At 71.5% G+C, this 18,017-nt stretch carries 16 protein-coding genes; 4 read left to right on the forward strand and 12 right to left on the reverse strand.

Annotated features, from left to right (window positions below):
- Window positions 1–5 precede the first annotated feature (5 nt).
- A complete protein-coding gene (locus L3Q65_RS20485) occupies window positions 6–1,343 on the reverse strand; it encodes an MATE family efflux transporter (protein ID WP_182893423.1) in 1,338 nt (445 codons plus the stop codon).
- A 255-nt stretch (window positions 1,344–1,598) separates the two neighbouring features.
- On the opposite strand from L3Q65_RS20485, the gene L3Q65_RS20490 reads away from it, so the two are divergent.
- Window positions 1,599–2,168: a TetR/AcrR family transcriptional regulator gene (locus L3Q65_RS20490; protein WP_182893424.1), complete on the forward strand. Its 570-nt coding sequence runs from the start codon at window positions 1,599–1,601 to the stop codon at window positions 2,166–2,168.
- A 159-nt stretch (window positions 2,169–2,327) separates the two neighbouring features.
- Here L3Q65_RS20490 and L3Q65_RS20495 read toward each other — a convergent pair whose 3' ends face one another.
- The gene (locus L3Q65_RS20495; RefSeq protein WP_182893425.1) at window positions 2,328–3,338 is read right to left on the reverse strand and encodes a bifunctional oligoribonuclease/PAP phosphatase NrnA; all 1,011 of its coding nucleotides are present in this window, start codon (window positions 3,336–3,338) and stop codon (window positions 2,328–2,330) included.
- Window positions 3,339–3,363: 25 nt separating this feature from the next.
- Between L3Q65_RS20495 and L3Q65_RS20500 the strand changes: the two genes are divergently transcribed.
- The gene (locus L3Q65_RS20500; RefSeq protein WP_182893426.1) at window positions 3,364–4,398 is read left to right on the forward strand and encodes a TRM11 family methyltransferase; all 1,035 of its coding nucleotides are present in this window, start codon (window positions 3,364–3,366) and stop codon (window positions 4,396–4,398) included.
- A gap of 164 nt (window positions 4,399–4,562) precedes the next feature.
- On the forward strand, window positions 4,563–7,541 hold the full coding sequence (locus L3Q65_RS20505) for a lipopolysaccharide assembly protein LapB (protein ID WP_237600563.1): 2,979 nt from the start codon (window positions 4,563–4,565) through the stop codon (window positions 7,539–7,541).
- A 95-nt stretch (window positions 7,542–7,636) separates the two neighbouring features.
- Here L3Q65_RS20505 and L3Q65_RS20510 read toward each other — a convergent pair whose 3' ends face one another.
- The 7 genes from L3Q65_RS20510 to rimP all read right to left on the reverse strand — a co-directional run bounded on the left by L3Q65_RS20510 (window position 7,637) and on the right by rimP (window position 14,357).
- Entirely contained in the window at window positions 7,637–8,470 is an 834-nt protein-coding gene (locus tag L3Q65_RS20510) for an alpha/beta hydrolase family protein (RefSeq protein ID WP_237600564.1), read from the reverse strand.
- Between the two features lie 4 nt (window positions 8,471–8,474).
- A complete protein-coding gene (rbfA, locus tag L3Q65_RS20515) occupies window positions 8,475–8,948 on the reverse strand; it encodes a 30S ribosome-binding factor RbfA (RefSeq protein WP_037369137.1) in 474 nt (157 codons plus the stop codon).
- A 34-nt stretch (window positions 8,949–8,982) separates the two neighbouring features.
- Complete coding sequence (locus tag L3Q65_RS20520) at window positions 8,983–9,276, reverse strand: DUF503 domain-containing protein (RefSeq protein ID WP_009080501.1); 294 nt, start codon at window positions 9,274–9,276, stop codon at window positions 8,983–8,985.
- 65 nt (window positions 9,277–9,341) lie between these two features.
- Complete coding sequence (gene infB, locus L3Q65_RS20525) at window positions 9,342–12,287, reverse strand: translation initiation factor IF-2 (protein WP_237600920.1); 2,946 nt, start codon at window positions 12,285–12,287, stop codon at window positions 9,342–9,344.
- Window positions 12,288–12,376: 89 nt separating this feature from the next.
- Complete coding sequence (locus tag L3Q65_RS20530) at window positions 12,377–12,679, reverse strand: YlxR family protein (RefSeq protein WP_182893429.1); 303 nt, start codon at window positions 12,677–12,679, stop codon at window positions 12,377–12,379.
- An 89-nt stretch (window positions 12,680–12,768) separates the two neighbouring features.
- On the reverse strand, window positions 12,769–13,827 hold the full coding sequence (nusA, locus tag L3Q65_RS20535) for a transcription termination factor NusA (RefSeq protein ID WP_182893430.1): 1,059 nt from the start codon (window positions 13,825–13,827) through the stop codon (window positions 12,769–12,771).
- The gene (gene rimP / locus L3Q65_RS20540) at window positions 13,824–14,357 is read right to left on the reverse strand and encodes a ribosome maturation factor RimP (protein WP_182893431.1); all 534 of its coding nucleotides are present in this window, start codon (window positions 14,355–14,357) and stop codon (window positions 13,824–13,826) included. The genes nusA and rimP overlap by 4 nt, the downstream gene beginning before the upstream one ends.
- Before the next feature lie 134 nt (window positions 14,358–14,491).
- Between rimP and L3Q65_RS20545 the strand changes: the two genes are divergently transcribed.
- Complete coding sequence (locus tag L3Q65_RS20545; protein ID WP_237600565.1) at window positions 14,492–15,412, forward strand: ferritin-like domain-containing protein; 921 nt, start codon at window positions 14,492–14,494, stop codon at window positions 15,410–15,412.
- 73 nt (window positions 15,413–15,485) lie between these two features.
- Here the strand turns inward: L3Q65_RS20545 and L3Q65_RS20550 are convergent, their stop codons facing one another.
- Genes L3Q65_RS20550 through L3Q65_RS20560 form a run of 3 tightly spaced genes read right to left on the reverse strand, consistent with a single transcriptional unit; the run spans window position 15,486 to window position 17,981 of the window.
- Window positions 15,486–16,151: a hypothetical protein gene (locus tag L3Q65_RS20550; RefSeq protein ID WP_182893432.1), complete on the reverse strand. Its 666-nt coding sequence runs from the start codon at window positions 16,149–16,151 to the stop codon at window positions 15,486–15,488.
- Between the two features lie 32 nt (window positions 16,152–16,183).
- The gene (locus L3Q65_RS20555) at window positions 16,184–17,206 is read right to left on the reverse strand and encodes an aminotransferase class V-fold PLP-dependent enzyme (RefSeq protein WP_182893433.1); all 1,023 of its coding nucleotides are present in this window, start codon (window positions 17,204–17,206) and stop codon (window positions 16,184–16,186) included.
- A gap of 10 nt (window positions 17,207–17,216) precedes the next feature.
- Window positions 17,217–17,981 carry an isocitrate lyase/phosphoenolpyruvate mutase family protein gene (locus L3Q65_RS20560; RefSeq protein WP_182893434.1) on the reverse strand — a complete coding sequence of 255 codons (765 nt, stop codon included), beginning with the start codon at window positions 17,979–17,981 and terminating at the stop codon, window positions 17,217–17,219.
- Between the last annotated feature and the right edge of the window lie 36 nt (window positions 17,982–18,017).

Here is an 18,017-nt window from a genome sequence, read left to right on the forward strand (position 1 = left end):
TGCCATCACGCCTCCCGCACCGCGCCGACCACGGCCCACCGCCCGGACCGCCACCGCGCCACCACGGCCGCCAGCCGGAACACCATGAACAGCGACAAGCCGCTCCAGATCCCGCTCAACCCCCAGCCCAGCGCCAGCGACAGCCAGATCAGCGGCAAGAACCCGAGCCCGGCGCTGACGAGCGTGGCGGTGCGGAGGAAGGCGGCGTCGCCCGCACCGAGGAGAACGCCGTCGAGCGCGAACACCACGCCCGCGATCGGTTGCAGCGCCACGAAGAACCACCAGGCGTGCGGAATTTCGCCGAGCACTCCCGGGTCGGACGTGAACGCATGCGGCAGGACGCTCCACAACGCCGCGAACAGCACGCCGAGGAAACAGCCGAAAATCAAGCCGTATCCGGTGATCTGCGTGGCCACCCCGCGCGCCTGCCGCGCCGCCCCCGCGCCGAGCGCCGCGCCGACGAGCGATTGCGCGGCGATCGCGACCGAATCGAGCACCAGGGACAGGAACGTCCAGAGCTGCAGGACCACCTGGTGCGCCCCGACCGCCTCGGTCGAGGTGCGCGCGGCCACCGCGGCGGCCGACACGAAGCACGCCTGGAACGCGAAACTGCGCAGCACCAGGTCGCGGCCGAGGCCCAGTTGTGCCCGCATCACCGGGAAATCCGGCCGCAACGGCACCTTTTCCCGCACCAGCGCGGCGACGAACATCGACGCGGACACGACCTGCGCGACGACGTTCGCGATCGCCGACCCCTCCAGCCCGAGATCGGCGGCGTACACCAGCACCGGGCACAGGACGGCGGAGATTCCGTTGCCCGCCAGCACATAGCGCAGCGGGCGGGTGGCGTCCTGCACGCCGCGCATCCAGCCGTTGCCCGCCATCGTGACGAGGATCAGCGGCGCGCCGAACAACGCGATCCGCAGCCACGACACGGCCGCCGCGGCGATCTCGTCGCTGCCCGAAAGCGCGCGGGCGATCGGCCCGGCCAGCAACTGCCCCGCCACCAGCAGCACCAGCCCGACCAGCACGCCCAGCCAGGTGGCTTGCACGCCTTCGCGTACCGCGTCCGCGCGCCTGCCCGCGCCGTGCAGCCGCGCGGTGCGCGAGGTGGTGCCGTAGGACAGGAAGGTGAGCTGCGTGGAGACCTGCGACAACACCACGCCGCCCAATGCGAGGCCGGCGAGCGGCAGCGCCCCGAGATGGCCGACGACGGCGGTGTCGACCAGCACGTAGAGCGGTTCGGCGGCGAGCACGCCGAGCGCGGGCACGGCGAGGCCGAACACTCGGCGGGGCGGGATGCGGTCACCGCTCGCGGCGGTGGTCGTGGCGTTTTCGGACACGGGACGAGAGTAGCTACCGGGACCGACAATTCCGGCGGCCCGGACTGGGCAAGGGTAAGCGAGGTGCGTGATTCGCTTATGGGGCAAGGGAATCAGCGACAGAAGTCCTCTGTGGCGTGATCCGGCGCGCGCGGCCGGTCAACCGCGACTGTCTCGGGTGGACACCGGAGCGGGCCGCAACCCGGCGGAGCTTCGCGGCTCGTGCGGTACGCTCGAATTGGAGACGATCTCCGCTTGCGGACGGGAGGGCTGCGGATGACCGCGGGCAAGCCGCTGCGGGCCGACGCCCGGCGCAACCGCGACCTCCTGGTCGCCAAGGCGCGGGAAATCTTCGACGCGGGCGAATTCTTCGACCTGCGCTTCGACGACTTCGCCAGCCTGGCCGGAGTGGGCACCGGCACGCTGTACCGCCACTTCCCCACCCGGGAGGCGCTGGCCGAGGCGGTCTACCACGGGGAAGTCGCCGCGCTGTGCGACCGCGCCCGGCAGTTGCGGGACACGCTGCCCGCGGCGGAGGCGCTGGCGACCTTCCTGCGCGGCATGGTCGACCACATCGACGCCCACGCGGGCTTGGCCCGGACGCTGGCCACGCTCATGGCCGACCGTTCGAACGCCCTCGCCGGGGGCAGCCACGCACTGGAGGAAGCGGTCACCGATCTGGTGGCCGCCGCCGTGCGGGAGGGCTCCGTTCGCGACGACGTGGACGCGGGTGCGGTGATGATGGCGCTGCACGGCATCGGCGCGGCCCACGACCGTCCCCGGTGGCGGGCCGAGGCCGACGATGTCATCACGCTCGTGCTGGACGGGTTGCGCCGACCGGAGTGACCCGGCGCGAGGTGGTGGCGTCCCGGCACGCGAACGAGGAGACGACACGAACCCGGGATTCGCCAGCTCAGGACCTGCGCGAACAGCTCGGCCGAGGTGGCCAAAGCACTGCCCTGAGCCCCGCGCACGCGTCGGCCGGCCGCGCACCGTCCAGCCAGATCAGGAAGCCCGCAGCAGCGGCGCCCGTCCCAGCGCCTCCCGCAGCCGGTCCAGCACCTCCTCCGCCGGACCCTCCGCCGTGCACCCGGCCGCCATCCGGTGGCCTCCCCCGCCGAACTCGGCGGCGGCCGCGGACACGTCGATGTCGCCTGCCGAGCGCAGCGAGACCGTCCACACTGGACCCGGCCCGGCCTCCTTCAGCACCGCCGCGACGCCAGCCTCCCGGGTCGCGCGCACGACGTCGATCACCGACTCCACCTCTTCGAGCCGCACCGTCGCCGCGGCGGCCGCGCGCACGACGGTGTGGACGAAGCCGAAGCCTTGCGCCCCTTCGGGTTCCAGCCGGGCCTCCGACAGGACTGTCGACAGCATCGGCAGCCACGCGAACGGGTGATCGTCGACGATTCGGCGGGCCACCTCGCCGGGGTCCGCCCCGGCTTCCAGAAGGCGAGCCGCGATCCGGTGCGTTTCGGGGCTCGCCCGGCGGAAGCCACTCGTATCGGTGACTACCCCGGCGTACAGGCAGCGCGCGGCGGCCGCGTCCAGCTCGACCCCCATCGCCTCGACGATCCGAGTGACCAGGATCGCCGTCGCTTCGGCGGTGTCGTCCACGACGTGCTGGGTGCCGTAGCGGCCGTTGGTCGCGTGGTGGTCGACGACCAGGACCGAACCGCCCGCATCGCGGACCGCGGCGACCCGCGGGGCGAGCCTGCCCAGCCGGGCCAGGGTCGGAGTGTCCAGCGCGACCAGCAGGCCGTCGGTCGGCGGGAGCGCGTCGACAGGAGTGATCAGGCCGTCGACGTCGAGCCACGCCAGTGTTTCGGGGGCCTCGTCCGGCTCGCCGAAGGCGACTCGCACCCGCGCGCCGCGGCGATGCAGCACGTGGCCGAGGGCCAGCGCGCTGCCGAGGGCGTCCGCGTCGGGACGCACGTGTCCGAGCAGCGTCACGTCGGTGGCCCCGGCCAGCAGTGCGGCGGCGGCCTCGATGTCCTGTACCAGGGAAGCTGTCACGAAGTGCCACGCTACGCTCTGCGGGATGCCTGAGTACGTGATCCTCGTTCTGCCTTCCGCCAACCGCGTGTACGCCGCCTCGTCGCCGGCGCTGCTGCGCGCCGAACTGGCGGCCTTCGGCACCGGTCTTTCCGCCGAGGTGTCGGCGATCGAAGAGATCGAACTCGGCGGGGTCGGGTACGTGAAATTCGCCTGCGCGGCCCCGCTCGGCGAGCGCGACCTGGCGCTGCTGTCGAACCTGTCCTCGCTGTACGCCCTGTTCGAACTGGGCGACGGAGTGCTGCGGCCGGTCGCCGTGCACCCGCTGGCGAAGGCGGACTCGGACCTGCTGACCATCCAGAAGTACCCGGGCAAGACCAACGAGCAGTTCACGAAACTGCTGCTCAACCTCACCCTCCTGGCGACCTCGCGGCCCGCGGACTGGCCGGATCGCGAACTGCACGTTCTCGACCCGTTGTGCGGCCGCGGGACGACGCTGAACCAGGCAGTCATGTACGGCTTCGACGCGACCGGCCTCGACGTCGACACGCGCGATTTCGAAGCGTACGAACAGTTCGTGAAGACGTGGCTGCGCACGAAGCGCGTGAAGCACACCGCGGAATCCGGGCAGCTGCGCCGCAACAAGGTCCGCCTCGGCCGTCGGCTGGACATCGAGTACGCGTTCGACAAGGACGACTACAAGGCCGGCCGCACCCGACGGCTCAGCTATCTGAACGCGGACACGCTGACGACCGACGAGGTCCTCCGCCCGGCGTCGGTGGACCTGATCGTGACCGACGCGCCGTACGGCGTGCAGCACGGCAGCCACCGCGACACCGGCCTGGCCCGCAGCCCGCGCGACCTTCTCGCGGCGGCGATCCCGGTGTGGAACCGCGTGCTCCGGCCGGGCGGGGCGATCGGGATCTCGTGGAACACGCATGTGCTGCCGCGCGAGGAACTGGTGGCGATCCTGGAACGGGCGGGGCTGGCGGTGCGGGCCGGCGGGCCGTACGAGGAGCTGGCGCACCGGGTGGATCAGGCGATCGTGCGGGATCTCGTGGTGGCGGGAAAGCCAGCCTGAATTCGCGGCGGAAACTACCGTTTCCCCACACAGAACGCATTCACTGGATTGAGTGAACTCGCTACAGTGCGGACGAACCGCACTGGGCTTTTAACGCGTGAAGCGGACCGCTCATCGCATTAAGCCTCTCCTGACGCATTCCGTACGGCAGGGTCGACCGTGACATGGACACGACCGCAGAACGAACCCCGGCCACCGAGGCAGTCGAATTGGCGACCCGAACTCCCCGCCAGCTGGAACTCTCCCCGTTGAGCGAAGCCGGTCAGCCCGACGAATCCTTGCCCTACCTGACCTCCTATTGCCGTCGTGCCCACGATCGCGCGCTGAGGTCCGTCGTCGAGGCCGCCGCACAGGGGAAGAGCGGAATGCGCACCCTCGTGGGCGGACCGGCGACAGGGAAGAAACGCGCGCTATGGGAAGCCACGCACATCCGCGGCACTGACGGGCAATTGCTGCTCTACGGCTGGAGAATCTGGCCCGCCCTCAGTCCGCGCAGCATCGAGGAACTGCTGGCGAGCGCGAACAGATTCCAGGAAAAAACCGTCGTGTTGCTTCTCTCCGCGGAACGGTACTTGTTCTCGGATGACAACGAAAAAAACAATGATGTCGCCGATTTCCTGCGAAATCTGCTGGAAGACGCCGGACGTGCGCCGATTCTGATTCTCGCCAGCCTGCTTTCGGAGTACTGGCAGAGTCTCACGGCACCGCAGGACGGGGGCGTCGATCGCTCGAGCGTCGAACTGCTGCTGCGAGGCACCAGCGACACGGTGGCCGGCTCCTTCTCCGCAACCGAGGTCCAGCGGGCGCTCGGCTCGTCCGACCCACGAGTCTCCGAAGCGGCGGCGGACGCGCCGAACGGACAGGTGATCCAGACGATCGTCGCCGGGCCAGCACTGCGCACGCGCTGCCAGCGGATCAGCCCGGCCGCTCGCGCGATACTGGATTTCGTGGTCGAGGCCCGGCACGCGGGCCACGGCCCCTCGATGTCCCGGGCAATGCTCCGCCTGGGTGCGCAAGCCTGTCCGGACGGACCGGAGACCGACGAGCAGTTCGGCACGGCGCTGAAAGAGCTGACGACTCCAGTCCGCGGTGGTGCCACTGTGCTGGTCAAAGACGGGAAAACGGACGCCTGTCGCCTTGCCCCGGGTCTCGATCGGCAGTACGTGGCCGAGGCGGCGCAGCCGATCCTCCCTCGGGCGAGCTTGTGGCCGGTGTTGCTGGAAACCGTTGCGGGACAGGACAGTCTTGACGTCGCGCGGGAATGCCGCCGACGCCATCTGCTGGAGTTGAGCACCCACTTCTTCCTGAAGAGCGGCCTGCCGGAGGCGCGCCTCGAACTCGCGGCGATGCTGGCGAAGGCCGGGCGGATCGACGAGGCGGTGGTCCAGTACCGGATGCTCACGCGGATCGGTGCCGACGTCGAGGAGGCGATCAACCAGGGGGCGGCCGTTCTCTTCGCAGCGGGGCGCGAAAAGGACGTCCTGGACTGGCTGAGTCCGCTCGCCGAGGCGGGCGACCGTTCGGCCGCCTTGCACGTCGAGACCGCCCATACCCGGTGCGGCCGGCCGGAGCTGGCATTGGCCGTGCACCGCCGGCGCGCGGAAAACGGCGACCTGCGGTCGGCGGCCTATGTGGCCGCGAGCATGGTCTCGCCCGAGATTTCGGTCGATTCCCACGGCCGCCTTTCTGCCGAAGATCTGGAGAAACAGCGGAACCGTCGCCGGAAAGAACTCGACAAGGCGGTGCGCTGGCTGAACGAGCTGGCCGCCCGGCACGGGCGCGATCTGCTTCCCCTGATCGCCGACCTGACCATGGACGCTTTCGGGATCGACGCGGTGCTGGAGATGCTGGAGGCGGAGGCGACCGGCTACGACCGGCACAGCGCCTACCTGCTCGGCGCCGAAGCACTGTCCGCGGCCGGGCAGGCCGAAAGGGCGCTGAAGTGGGTGGAAGCGGCGCGGCTGCTCGGCGTCCCCGGCACCGCCGCCGCGGCGACGCGGGTGAATCTGCGCGCCCGTCTGCTCGAAGCTGCCCAGAAGTGCGCGCTCGAGGCTGCGGACGAGGGGGACGCGGCTCCGCTGATCGAGGTCGGCGACGCCTTCGCCCGCTCCGAACCCCCGCTTCCGGACCGAGCGTTCGAGTGCTACGACGAGGCGGCGTCCGGCGATCCGGCCGCCGCCTTCAGCGCGGGTGCCCGCACCGCGGCCCGGCTCGGGATGCTCGACCGGACAATCCGCTGCTTCCGCGGCGCGAGCCTCGCCGGTCGCGCACCGGATCCGGTCAAGATCGTCCGGCTGCTCTGCGCCGCGGAAAAGAGCGCTGAGGCGTTGGAATGGTACGTCGCCACGGTTCCGCCCGATCCGGGCTCGCTCGGTCCGGTCGCGCGGCACGTCAAGGACGTCCCGCATGCGGTGACCGTGGCCGAGGCCGTCCGCTCGCGCAGGAACATCCCGCGCTGGCGGGCACTGGTCTGGGTGGCCGACGAACTCCTCGACGCGCGCGCCGAGGAAGCCGACCGGGCGACGGTGAGCGGGAACGGCCCGCACCACGCGACCTCCTCGCTGCTGGTGCTGGCGGGCCGGCTCTACAAGGAAGCGGCCGCGTCGGGTGGCGCGCGGATCGGGGAACGAGCCCTTCGCCTGCTGATGGACGCGCGCAACTTCACCGAGGCAGTGCAGCTGATCCGCGCCGGACGCGAGGCCGTGCCGCGGCGGTTGCGGGCGCTGCTGGCGGAAGCCCTCGCCGGACGCGGCTCGCTGAAAGACGCCGAACAACTGCTCGAGGAACTGCTCGACGAGGACGACTTCAGCGCCGCCGCCGGGGTCGCCCGGGGATTCAACCTGCACGAGGAGTACTTCAAAGCGCAGGACATCGCCGAGCGCGGGGCCAACGGCGGGGACGTCGAATCCGCTGTGCTGCTGGGCGATCTTCGCCGCGGCGCGGGCGACCAGACCAGGGTGCTCGATCTCTACTGTCTCGCGCTGGCCCACGGCCATCCGGGCGCGCGGATCAGGATCGAACGCATTCTCGCGGGGGACGGCACTGCCTGGGAGCACGCGCAGTTGCGGAAGTACGGCCTCGATCCGCAGGGGCACATCGCGCCGGACTGGGAGGTCCCGGCGCCCGGCGCGGACGACGCGTGAAGCCGCACCGCACCGCGCTCGTTCACTGGTCACCCGGGAAAGCTCGGTGTTGCCAATTGCCTACACAACCCCGGCCACCCGAACCGGTGAACCCGCTACGTCAGCCGCGGCCCGAGGAAGCGCAGGACTTCCGGCAGGATTCCCTGCCAGTACTCCGAAGTGTGCGCCCCCGGCGTGATCCGCGAGACCTCCGGCTTGGCGCTGGTGATCAGCTTCCGGTTGGCCGGCAGGAACGGGTCCTCCTCGCCGCACCACACGCCGAGGCCCCGGGGCGGGAGTTCGTCCACGTGCTGCAGCGGTTCGGCGGCCGTCCAGTCGTTCTGGGACGCGAAGATGTGCCGGGACCGGGCTTCCGGCCACGTGCGGAACAGGGCCGCGCTGCAGGTGGCCACGGCGGTCACGTCGCGGCGGAGGCGGGCGAGGTTCAGTGCTCCGAAGCCGCCCATGGAGATGCCGAGGAGTCCGGTCATCGGGCGGAGGCCCGATTCGGACAGCCAGCCGGGGAGTTCGTCGGTGAGCATGCGGTGCGGGTCGTCGTCGCCGTCAGGCATCCAGTAGTGGCTTCCGTCGACCGCGACGACCGCGAACGGCGGGGTGCCGGACCGGACGGCGGCGGTGAGTGCCGCGGGCAGGCCCAGGTCCATGAAGATGCGGGCGTTCGACCCGCGGCCGTGCAGTGCGACGCAGACCGGCAGGCCGGTGCTGGGGATTCCGTCGGGCGTCATGAGCACCACGTCGACGTCCCGGCCCCGGGCCGCGGAGTGCCTGCGGTGGATCGTGATGGACGCCTTCAGGGGCGACGGGCTGGAGGCCGGGGCAGCCGAGGTCGGCGCAACCACCGGGGCGGAGCGCCCGGTGCAGGCGGAGACGAGCGCCGCGGCACTGCCGAACAGCAGGCCGCGTCGCGTGACACCGGGCTTTGACCGCATCGCTTCAGCCGCGCGTCTCCTCTTCTGCTTGCTCCTCGTCCTCTTCGGCGCGAGGGGCCTTGTACGGGTCCGCTTCGCCCGCGGGCTGCGCTCCGGTCGCCCGGCGGGCCACCTCGGCGTCCGATTCGCGGGCCTTCGCGAGCAGTTCTTCGATGCGGCGGGCGTCGTCCGGGACGCTGTCCGCGACGAAGGTGAGCGTCGGGGTGTAGCGGACGCCGGTGCCCTGTCCGACCTTGGTGCGCAGGACGCCGCGCGCGGCTTCCAGCGCGGCCGCGGCGCTCGCGAAGTCCGGCTCCGCGTCGACGGTTTCGCCGAGCACCGTGTAGTACACCGTGGCGTCGTGCAGGTCCGCAGTGACACGGGCGTCGGTGATGGTCACCGCGCCCAGTCGCGGGTCCTTGACGTCGTGTTCGATCGCCGAGGCCACGATCTGCGAGATCCGCTTGGCGAGCTTGCGCGCTCGAGCGGGATCGGCCATGGCTGAGGTCTCCTTCTCCGGATTTCCGGGTGTTCTAGTCGTCCGGGCCGAGCAGCCGGCGGCGCGCGGACAGCAGTTCGAACTCGGGGCGGCCCGCCGCGAACCGCTCGCACGCGTCGAGCACGTCCCGGATGTGCTCGCCGTCGGGGGCGACCGCGGCGACGCCGATGAGCGCGCGCCGGTGCAGGTCCAGATGTCCCGCCTCGGCGACCGAGACGGCGAATCGCTTCCGCAGTTCGGCCACCACCGGCCGCACCACGGATCGCTTCTGCTTCAACGAATGCACGTCGTCGAGCAGCAGGTCAAGCTCTAGGGCTCCGACAAACATAAATGGCGAAGTTGTGCCGCGAGGGCGGTCCGGGGTGCGCGGCTGGCGCACCCCGGACCGGTCGCTCACGCGCGGGGCTTCTCCCGCTGTTCGTAGGTCTCGATCACGTCGTCGACCTTGATGTCGCTGTACGAGCCCAGCGTGAGACCGCACTCGTACCCTTCCCGGACCTCGACCACGTCGTCCTTGAACCGACGCAGCGAGTTGATCGGCAGGTTCTGCGCGATGACGTTGCCGTCGCGCAGGAGGCGGGCCTTGGCGTTGCGCCGGATCTCGCCGGACATGACCAGGCAACCCGCGATCGTGCCGATCTTGGAGGACTTGAAGACGTCCCGGACCTCGGCGCGGCCCAGTTCGACCTCTTCGTACTCCGGCTTGAGCATGCCCTTGAGAGCCTGCTCGATCTCCTCGATCGCCTGGTAGATGACCGTGTAGTAGCGCACGTCGACGCCCTCGCGGGTGGCCCGCTCGGTCGCCTTGCCCTGCGCCCGGACGTTGAACCCGAGGACGATCGCGTCGGACGCGGTCGCCAGGTCGATGTCCGATTCGGTCACGCCGCCGACGCCGCGGTGCACGACGTGCAGTTCGACGTCTTCGCCGACGTCCAGCTGCAGCAGCGCCGCTTCGAGCGCTTCGACGGTACCCGAGTTGTCGCCCTTGATGATCAGGTTGAGGCTGCTCGTCTCCTTCAAGGCGGAGTCGAGGTCCTCGAGGCTGACCCGCTTGCGGCGCGACGCGTTGAGCGCGTTGCGGGTGCGGGCGGAGCGGCGCTCGGCGATCTGCCGGGCGACGCGGTCCTCGTCGACCACCAGGAAGGTGTCGCCCGCTCCCGGCACCGAGGTGAACCCGATGACCTGGACCGGACGCGAGGGCAGCGCCTCGGTGACGTCCTCGTTGTGCTCGTCGACCATCCGGCGGACGCGGCCGTAGGCGTCGCCCGCCACGACCGAGTCGCCGACGCGCAGCGTGCCGCGCTGGACCAGGACGGTGGCCACCGGGCCGCGGCCGCGGTCGAGGTGCGCCTCGATCGCGACGCCCTGTGCTTCCATGTCCGGGTTGGCCCGCAGGTCCAGAGCCGCGTCCGCGGTCAGCAGGATCGCCTCGAGAAGCCCGTCGATGTTGATGTTCTCCCGTGCGGAGATCTCGACGAACATCGTGTCGCCGCCGTATTCCTCGGCGATGAGGTTGTACTCGGTGAGCTGCTGCCGGATCTTGTCCGGGTTCGCGCCCTCCTTGTCGATCTTGTTGATCGCGACCACGATCGGGGCCTTCGCGGCCTGCGCGTGGTTGATCGCCTCCACCGTCTGCGGCATGACGCCGTCGTCGGCCGCCACCACGATCACCGCGATGTCGGTCGAGTTCGCGCCTCGGGCACGCATGGCGGTGAACGCCTCGTGACCCGGGGTGTCGATGAAGGTGATCAGCCGCGGCACGCCTTCGAGCTCGGTCTCGATCTGGTAGGCGCCGATGTGCTGGGTGATCCCGCCGGCCTCGCTCTCGCGGACCTTCGTCTTGCGGATCGTGTCCAGCAGCCGGGTCTTACCGTGGTCGACGTGACCCATGATGGTGACGACCGGCGGCCGGACCTGCAGGTCCTCTTCGCCGCCCTCGTCCTCGCCATAGGTGATGTCGAAGGTCTCCAGCAGCTCGCGGTCCTCCTCCTCGGGGGAGACGACCTGGACGACGTAGTTCATCTCGCCGCCGAGCAGCTCGAGGATGTCGTCCGACACGGACTGCGTCGCGGTGACCATCTCGCCGAGGTGGAAGAGCACCTGCACCAGCGAAGCCGGGTTGGCGTCGATCTTCTCGGCGAAGTCGGTCAGCGAAGCGCCGCGCGGCAGCCGGATCGTCTCGCCGCTGCCCTTGGGCAGGCGGACGCCGCCGACGCTGGGCGCCTGCATGTTGTCCATGTACTCCTGGCGCTTCTGCCGCTTCGACTTGCGGCCCTTGCGCGAGGGCCCGCCGGGACGGCCGAAGGCGCCGGCCGTGCCGCCGCGACCGCCAGGGCCGCCACGGCCGCCGCCGCCGCGGAAGCCGCCGCCGCCGGCCGGGGCGCCACCGCCGCCGCCAGGACGGAAGCCGCCGCCACCGCCACCGCCGCCGGGACGGAAACCGCCGCCACCGCCGCCGCCGCCGGGGCCGCCGCGGAAGCCGCCGCCACCGCCGCCAGGACGACCGCCGCCGCCACCGGGACGACCGCCGCCGCTAGGACCGCCCCGGCCGCCTGCCGGTCCGGCCGGACGGGCACGGCCCGGCATCATGCCGGGGTTCGGGCGCGGGGGCATGTTGCCCGGGCTCGGCCGGTTGCCGCCGCCCTGCCCGCCGGGACGCGGCGGACGCTCGCCGCCGCCCTGGCCGCCGCCCGGACGCGGGGGACGGTTGTCGCCGCCCTGGCCGGGGCCGGGGCGCGGGGCGGGCGGACGCGGGGCCGGGGAACCGGAACCGACGCCGAACGGGTTGTTGCCGACCCGCGGGGTGCGCGGACCGGGCTTCGGGCCGCCGGGCTTCGGGCCCTGCGGCTTGGGCGGCACGACCGAACCGGCGGACGACGAGTCCTGCTGCTTCGGGGCCGGCTTGGGCGCGGCGGGCTCGGCCTTGGCGGCCGGGACCTCCTGCGCTGGGGCCGGCTGGGCCGGGGCGGGCGGGCGCGGACCGGGGCGCGGGCCGCCGGGCTTCGGGCCCGGGGACGCGGCCGGCTTGGCTGCCTGCGGACCCGGCTTCACGGCCGGGGCCTGCTGCGGCGCGGGCGCCGGAGCCGACGGGGCCTGCGAAGCGGCGCTCTGCTGCTGCGGAGCGGGCGGCTTCGGGGCCGGGCGCGGTCCCGGCGTGGGACCGGGCTTCTTCCCGCCCTTGGCGGGGTACGCGTCGCGGAGCCGGCGGGCGACGGGCGCCTCGACGGTGGACGACGCGGACTTCACGAACTCGCCCTGCTCCTTCAGCTTGGCGAGAACTTCTTTGCTGGTGATGCCGAGCTCCTTAGCGAGCTCGTGTACGCGGGCCTTGCCTGGCACAGCTCTCCTCATCTAGGGGAGGCCAGGCGGAAGACCCGCTGACCTCGTCCTTATCGTCGCGCGTTCATGGCTTCAGCTTCACGGCTGACTCATGACGGGTCGACCTGCTTCCTTGTTTCTCGCGACTCCGGGAGTGTCCCGGAGTCGTTGCCTGCGGCGAACGCCGCGTGGTCGTGCAGCCCCGCGGCCTCGAGCGCGCCCTGGACCCGGAGGGCCCGCGGGAACGCCCGCTTCCGCTCGGCTTTGGCCAGGCAGCCCGGCCCCGGGTGCAGCCACGCACCCCGGCCCGGCAGCCGCCGACGTTCGTCGACGACCAGCCGCCCGTCCGCCGCGACCACGCGCAGCAGTTCACCGGTCAAGTCCCGTTTCCGGCAGCCGACACACGTGCGCACCGGCGACTGCCGGTGACGCTGGAGGTCGGGGGTGTCCCCAGTAGCCCTTCGCGGGTCTTGAACCGTTGTCGAGTCTAGCGCCTGCACCTTCAGTCGGCCGAACCGGTTGCCGCGGCGGGCCGCGCCTGGCCGGCGTGGTCTTGCTCACCCCCGGCCGGACCGGCCGGCTCGGCGGGGGCCGCGTCGCTGCGGATGTCGATCCGCCAGCCGGTGAGCCGGGCGGCGAGGCGGGCGTTCTGGCCCTCCTTGCCGATCGCCAGCGACAGCTGGAAGTCCGGCACGACGACCCTCGCCGTCTTGGCGCGCTCGTCCACGACACGTACCGAAACAACCTTCGCCGGCGACAATGCATTCCCGACGAACTTGGCCGGGTCGTCGGACCAGTCGATGATGTCGATCTTCTCGCCGGCCAGCTCGCTCATCACGTTGCGCACGCGCGCGCCCATCGGGCCGATGCACGCGCCCTTCGCGTTGACGCCCGGGATGGTCGAGCGCACGGCGATCTTCGACCGGTGCCCCGGTTCGCGGGCGACCGCGGCGATCTCGACGGTGCCGTCGGCGATCTCCGGGACCTCCAGCGCGAACAGCTTGCGCACCAGGTTCGGGTGCGAGCGCGACAGCATGATCTGCGGGCCGCGGTTGCTGCGCGACACGCCGAACACGAACGCCTTGATGCGGGTGCCGTGCTCGTAGGACTCCCCCGCGACCTGCTCGGCCTGCGGCAGCACGCCCTCGGTGTCGCCGACCTGGATCACGACCATGCCGCGGGCGTTGGCGCGCGCGTCGCGCTGCACCACCCCGGCCACGATCTCGCCCTCCTTGGCGGAGAACTCGCCGTAGGTCTTCTCGTGCTCGGCGTCGCGCAGCCGCTGCAGGATGACCTGGCGCGCGGTGGTGGCGGCGATCCGGCCGAAGCCCTCGGGCGTGTCGTCCCACTCCTCGTCGACCTCGCCCTCGGACGTGAGGGTGTGCGCGAGGACGCGGACGAGGCCGGTCTTGCGGTCGATGTCGATGCGGGCGTGCGGCTGGTGGCCCTCGGTGTGCTTGTACGCGGTGAGCAGCGCGGTCTCGATGGCCTCGATGACCGTGTCGAAGGGGATGTCCTTGTCCCGTTCGATCGCCCGCAGCGCGGCGATGTCCACGTTCACTTCGACTCCTCCTTCTTGTCCTTGTCGTCCTCGGCAGCGCTGTCGTCGGCCAGGGCTTTGAGGTCTTCTGCGGGCGGTTGCTTGAATTCGACTTCCACCACGGCCTTCGCGACGGATCGGTAGTGCACGTCCTTGATCCGGCCGTCGGCGAGCACGCGCACGCTCTTCTCGCCGGCGTGCCCGACGCGGCCGAGGTAGGCGGAGCCTTCGACGGGCGTGATCTTGACGAGGCGGAACCGGGCGCGCCGCCAGTGCCGCCGCTGGGTGAGCGGCCGGTCGAGGCCCGGCGAGGTGACCTCGAGCGTGTAGGCGCTCGCCAGCACGTGCTCGTTCTCGTCGAGTGCGGCCGAGACGGTGCGGCTGACCTCGGCGACCTCGTCCAGCCCGACGCCGTCGTCGGAGTCGACGACCACCTTCACCAGCTGTCGCCTTCCGGCTTGCTGCACCTCGAGCGAGTCGAGGTCGAAACCCGCGGTCGTGACGGCTTCGGCCACGATCGGCTCCAGCCGGCTGGCGAGTTCGTTGGGCACGTGGAGCACTCCTGTTCGGCCGTCGTGACGCGGGCTGGTCACGGCTGTGGTCGGTGAAGGTCAAGCTTATCCTGCGCCCCCGCCAGGACGCGCGAGCGGCGGCGCACCCGGGCGGCCTGGCAGGATGGGCCGACGTGACCGCAGACCTCTCCCGGCGCGCCGTGCTGCGTCTGGGCGCACTGAGCGCCACTGTCGCCGCGGCTGTGCCGCTCGCCGCCTGCTCCGGCGGCTACGACGACGCCCCCGATCCACTGGCCCCGCTGCTGGCGACGGCCGAGGCGGACGCCGCCGCGGCCAGGAAGCTGCCCGCGGGCGGCGACGCGGCCGGCCAGGTCGCCGACGCCAGAGCCGCGCAGGCGGCCGCGCTCAAGGCCGAGGTGGACCGGCTGAACCGGCCCAAGCGGGCGGCGAACGTCCCCGCCGCGCCGGTCGGGCTCGCCGGGTTCAAGGACCGGCTCGCCGCCGCGCGCAAGCAGGCCGAGGACCTGGTGCCCGCGCTGCCGGCGTACCGGGCCGGGATCGTCGCGTCGGTGGCCGCCGGGTGCGCCGGGCTGCAGCGGGTCGCGCCGGAACTCGGTCCGGGGGCCGACGCGAAGCCCGCGGCCGCGCCGTCGCCGGTGCCGAAGGAAGCGGTGGATTCGCTGCAGAAGGCGCTGGCGGCCGAGCACGCGTCACTGTGGGTGTACGGGCTGGTGACGGCGTTCCTGCCGGGTGATTTCGGAGAGGCGGTGAAGGCCGGGCGCGCGGAGCACACTGCGCGACGCGATGTGGTGACGCAGATGATCACTTCGGTCTCAGCGACGCCGGTTGCGCCTGAAGCCGCGTATGTGCCGCCTAAACCGGTTACGGACACGGCTTCGGCCGCTGCGCTGGTGGCGAGCGCGGAGGCGGACACGGCCGCGGCTTGGCTTGCGGTGCTCACGCATACCGATGACTCGGGGTTGCGCGGGATGGCTTTGCAGGCGTTGATCGCCGCGGCGCGGCGGGGGATGCCTTGGCGGCAGGAGGCGGGTCAGAAGCCCGCTGCGGTGGCGTTGCCCGGGCAGCCCTCGTAGGAAAAGCGCGCGGGCCGGGCGGAGCTCGTGAGTGCTTGTGCCGGTTAGAACCGGCGCAGGCACTCACGAGACCTCAGCGGAGCTTCCCGGACAGCTTCAAAGCGTTCTTCGCGATCCGGTTGAGCAGCTGCTTGTCGTGATGGCCGTAGTAGAAGTCGGTCAGCACGATCGTCACCTCGGGGCCGCTGGCCTTCGACTCGTACTCGGCCTCGTCGCCGCTCAGTTTCGGGGCGTCCGTGTCGTGGAAGGTGCCGTCGCGGACGAGGTCGCTCACGTTGCCGGTGCCGTCCCGGTCGGTGAGCTGTTTCAGCTCCGTCGCCTTCGCCGCGTCCGGCATCGTCACCAGCACGACCGAGACCAGCGCCTTCGCGTCCCCGGACTGCACCGTGTACAGCGCCCGCGCCAGGGACTTGCACTGGTTGTCCTGGAAGAACTTCTTGGCGCCGGAGTAGGCGTTGGCCGCGCAGTCGGTCGCCTTGACCGGGCCTTCGGCCAGTTTGTAGTCGAACGCGGGCTTCGTCGTGGTCGCCGGGGATTCGGCGACCGGCTCGTCCGGCGTGCTGTCGTGCCGGATCAGGTACCAGACGAGACCGGCCACGACGGCGATCGCCACGAGCCCGGCGCCGCGCAGCAGCAGGGCGCGGTTGCGCGACGGCCCGGGCGGCGGACCCGGCTGCGCGGGCACGGCCGGGATCGGGGCCGTGTCCGAGGGTCCGGGGGTGAAGTGCGGATGGGACACGCGAACACCGTAGTTCACCGCCCCGGCAGCCTTCAGCCAGACGCTGCGCCCAGGGCGTCCAGAACGCGTTCGACGTCGTCAGGGCCGTTGTAGAGATGGAAACCGACCCGTACCCGCCCGTTGCGGACGCTCGCGACGATGCCGGCTTCGGCGATCCGCGCGGGATCGGCTTCCAGCGCCACGATCGCGCTCCCCTGCGGCTCCAGCCCGGCCGCGGTGCGCAGGGAGTCGGCCAGTGCCACGTTGTGATCGCGCACCGCGGCGAGGTCCAGTGACGCGAAGTAACCGAACGCTTCCGCTGCGCCAACGTGCGACAGCCACACCGGCGAAAGGTCGAATCCGCGCGCGTTTCCGGCCAGGCGCAGCGGCATTCCGTATACCGAGGACCACGGATCGTCGCCGGCGTACCAGTTGGCGGCGACCGGGCGGGTCCGTTCGTGCGCCCGCGGATGCACCGCGAGCCAGGCGCAGCCGCGCGGCGAGAACAGCCATTTGTAGCCCCCGCAGACGATCCAGTCCGCCCACGCGACGTCCAGCGGCAGCCAGCCCGCGGCTTGCGTGACGTCGATCATGACCGGCACGCCCGCGGCTTCGGAGGCGGCCCGCAGCGCGGCGGTGTCCAGCAGCGCGCCGTCGGCGGACTGCGCGAGGCTGACCGCGACGAGGTCGTGGCCTTCGACGTGCTGCGCCAGCTTGGCGAGCGGCGCTTCGGTGACATTCGCCCGCTGCGCGAACGGGAACGTCACGCTGGTGAATTCGCCTTCGGCGACGAGAACTCGGGCGTCCGGAGCCAATCCGCCGGCGACGTTCGCCGTCAACTGCGACACCGACGCGCCGATCGCCACCCGGTCCGCTGGGACCCCGGCGAGCCGTGCGAACCCGCCGCGGGAACGGGATACCGCCTCGTCGAAGTCCGACGGGGCGTCCTTGCCGGTGCGCCACCGGCCGACGGCGGCTTCGACCGCTTCGGCCACCGGCGCGGGCGGGATTCCGATGCTGGGCGTGTTGAGGTATCCGGCGGGGACAGCGAAGTCGGTGTTTCCTCCGAAGATCATGTCTCCCAGATTACGGGAGCAAGGCCGTGATATCGCCGTACGAAGGCGGCTTCATCGGCAGTTCGGCACCGTCCCGCACCGAGTCCACTGTGGACAGAGCGGCGGAAAGCGCTACCCGGTAAGGCGTTGAGCCGAGGCTGACCCTCGCCACGCCCAAAGAAGCCAATCCGGAGAAAGTGGCTTTCCCGGGCAGATGCAGGAGGTTCACCGGCACGTCGACCGCCTCGACCAGCTCTGCCACGTCCGCTGGTTCGTGCAGGCCGGGAACGAAGACGCAGTCGGCACCGGCGTCGGCGTACGCACGGGCCCGGGTGATGGCGTCCGCGGCCGGTCCGGCGCCGAGCCAGTGGGTGTCGGTGCGGGCGTTGAGGAACATGCCCGGGACGCGTTCGCGCACCTTGGCCAGCAGCGCGGCCTGGACGACGATCGGGGCGAGGGTGTCGGCCCGGCCGTCTTCCAGGTTGATCCCGGCTACCCCGGCGTCGGCGAGTTCCGCGACGAGGTCCGCTACTTCCTCGGGGTCGGCGGAGAAGCCGTCGGCGAGGTCGACGCTGACCAGGATGTCCAGGGGCGCCAGCGATTTCGCCAGCGCGACGGTCGCGGCACGGGACTCCGGGGCGCCGTCGGCGAGCCCGGCGGCGGCCGAGACGCCGAGGCTGGTGGTGCCGACCGCCGGGTGGCCCGCGGCGGCGAGGGCGGCGGCGAAACCGAACTCCCAGACGTTCGGCAGCAACAGCGGACGACCCGGGACGTGCAATGCGGCGAAGGAGGTCATGTCCGCCACGGTACGACGTCCACGCTTCGGCAGCGG

Source organism: Amycolatopsis sp. FU40, from assembly GCF_021903635.1.
GTDB classification, from domain to species: Bacteria; Actinomycetota; Actinomycetes; order Mycobacteriales; family Pseudonocardiaceae; genus Amycolatopsis; species Amycolatopsis dendrobii.

Excerpts from the sequence above, each read along its gene's own strand:
- L3Q65_RS20555 (WP_182893433.1), bottom strand. The coding sequence starts at position 17,206 with ATGATCTTCGGAGGAAACACCGACTTCGCTGTCCCCGCCGGATACCTC.
- rbfA (WP_037369137.1), bottom strand. The coding sequence starts at position 8,948 with ATGGCCGATCCCGCTCGAGCGCGCAAGCTCGCCAAGCGGATCTCGCAG.
- L3Q65_RS20510 (WP_237600564.1), bottom strand. The coding sequence starts at position 8,470 with ATGCGGTCAAAGCCCGGTGTCACGCGACGCGGCCTGCTGTTCGGCAGT.
- L3Q65_RS20500 (WP_182893426.1), top strand. The coding sequence starts at position 3,364 with ATGCCTGAGTACGTGATCCTCGTTCTGCCTTCCGCCAACCGCGTGTAC.
- L3Q65_RS20490 (WP_182893424.1), top strand. The coding sequence starts at position 1,599 with ATGACCGCGGGCAAGCCGCTGCGGGCCGACGCCCGGCGCAACCGCGAC.
- L3Q65_RS20560 (WP_182893434.1), bottom strand. The coding sequence starts at position 17,981 with ATGACCTCCTTCGCCGCATTGCACGTCCCGGGTCGTCCGCTGTTGCTG.
- L3Q65_RS20520 (WP_009080501.1), bottom strand. The coding sequence starts at position 9,276 with ATGTTTGTCGGAGCCCTAGAGCTTGACCTGCTGCTCGACGACGTGCAT.
- L3Q65_RS20505 (WP_237600563.1), top strand. The coding sequence starts at position 4,563 with ATGGACACGACCGCAGAACGAACCCCGGCCACCGAGGCAGTCGAATTG.